Source organism: Photorhabdus sp. P32 (genome assembly GCF_038085095.1).
In the GTDB taxonomy this organism is placed as follows: domain Bacteria; phylum Pseudomonadota; class Gammaproteobacteria; order Enterobacterales; family Enterobacteriaceae; genus Photorhabdus; species Photorhabdus luminescens.
The window spans coordinates 1-1,475 of the sequence record NZ_JAZGJN010000116.1 but is presented as its reverse complement, the minus strand read 5'-3'; the positions used below and the strand labels follow the sequence as shown (position 1 = coordinate 1,475).

Below are 1,475 nucleotides of genomic sequence, written 5' to 3'. Positions count from 1 at the left end.
ACCCACCCAGTTCAGGCGGTGGCCCTCCTGGTAGAGAGTTTCCCCCATAATTTCCTGCGCCCCGTCAAACCGCCTTGACGGGTAACCGGCGGCGTCATACTGATAATGTTCACGCAGCGTCCGGCCTTCACCCACCGAAACTATCTGGCCGTTGCCGTTGAGGAGATAATTTAACTGCTGTCCGTCGTCATTGACCGCGGTCAGGTTCAGCGTCGCATCGTATTCATACCGGCGCGCCACGCCCGCATAAGCGGGGGCAATCTCTTCCGGTTCAGCCGGCCGGAAGAAATGGGGATTACGGCCGGCCCGTTGTGCGGTTAACTGGCCCATCAGGCTGTACTGCTGACGCAGAATAAATCCCCCTTCCACATAACGTCCCGTATCCCTGCCGGCGTCATCCCGTTCTATGGTCAGGGGCGGCTGATCCTCCAGTGTCAGTCTAATCAGTTCGCCCGCCCGGTTAACTTCCCGCCGGCTCTGCCAGCGGCTGAGGCGGGTCTGCCCGGTAAACCGGGCGGGGCCGGCCGGCGGCGCGGTTTCTCCGGTGAACAACTGCCGCTCTGCGGCGCGGTTATCCGGGTAGCGACGCTGAATTTCTCCGTGCGGCTGGATTTCCCGCACTATCCGGTCCTGGTCGTCGTATTCAAAATGCAGGGTGCTGTCCGGGGATTCCACGGTTAACAGTCGTCCCAGAATGTCGTGATGATAACGGGTGACGCCTTCCGGGGTATGCAGAGCCGTCAGCCGGCGGGCGGCATCATAGTCATAGCGGGTGAGGTTCTCTTCCCCGTCCCGTTTCTCAATGCAGTTCCCCGACAGGTCATAACGGTAGTGCCACTGCGTGCCGGCATAATCCTGCTCGGTGATAACCCGGCCATCCGCATCCAGTGTGTAGCTGTAGGTTTCCCCCTGTGGGTTAATCACCTGCGTCAGTTGCAGCGTATCCGCATCGTAACGATACTGCCAGCGATGTCCTTCGCCATCCCGCCGGGCGACCGGCAGGTCAAACGGGCCATATTCCACCTGCCATTTCACGCCGCGGGCATCGGTCCAGCAGGTTAAGTTCCCGTGGCGGTCGTGGGTAAAGTGTTCAGGATGGTTGTCCGGCCGGTCGCTGACCGCAACCCGGTGATGACGGTCGTAACGCCAGCGCCACAGCGCTCCCGCTGCCGTCAGGCTTCGTAACCGGTCCTGACTGTCATAACCCAGATTGACAGTCCGGTTTTCCTCATCCAGCACTCTCACCAGCCGCTGATGCTTATCATATTCCTGTGTGAGACAGTTGCCGTCGGTGTCGGTTTCTGACGTCACCAGCCCGAAGGCATTGCGGGTCAGCGTGGTTTTCCGGCCGTCCGGCGCAATAAATCCGGCGGGCTGGCCCTGCTCATCATATAAAGGCAGCCAGGTGCGTTGCAGCGGGTCGGTCATGCCGGTCAGTTGCAGGCTGTCAGCATCATAGCTGTATTGCCACACGG

Annotated in this window: 1 pseudogene; it reads right to left on the bottom strand. The window is 60.5% G+C overall.

The features are described 5' to 3' along the window. A pseudogene (locus tag V2H77_RS00625) lies at nt 1-1,475 on the bottom strand (type IV secretion protein Rhs); the annotation flags it as partial.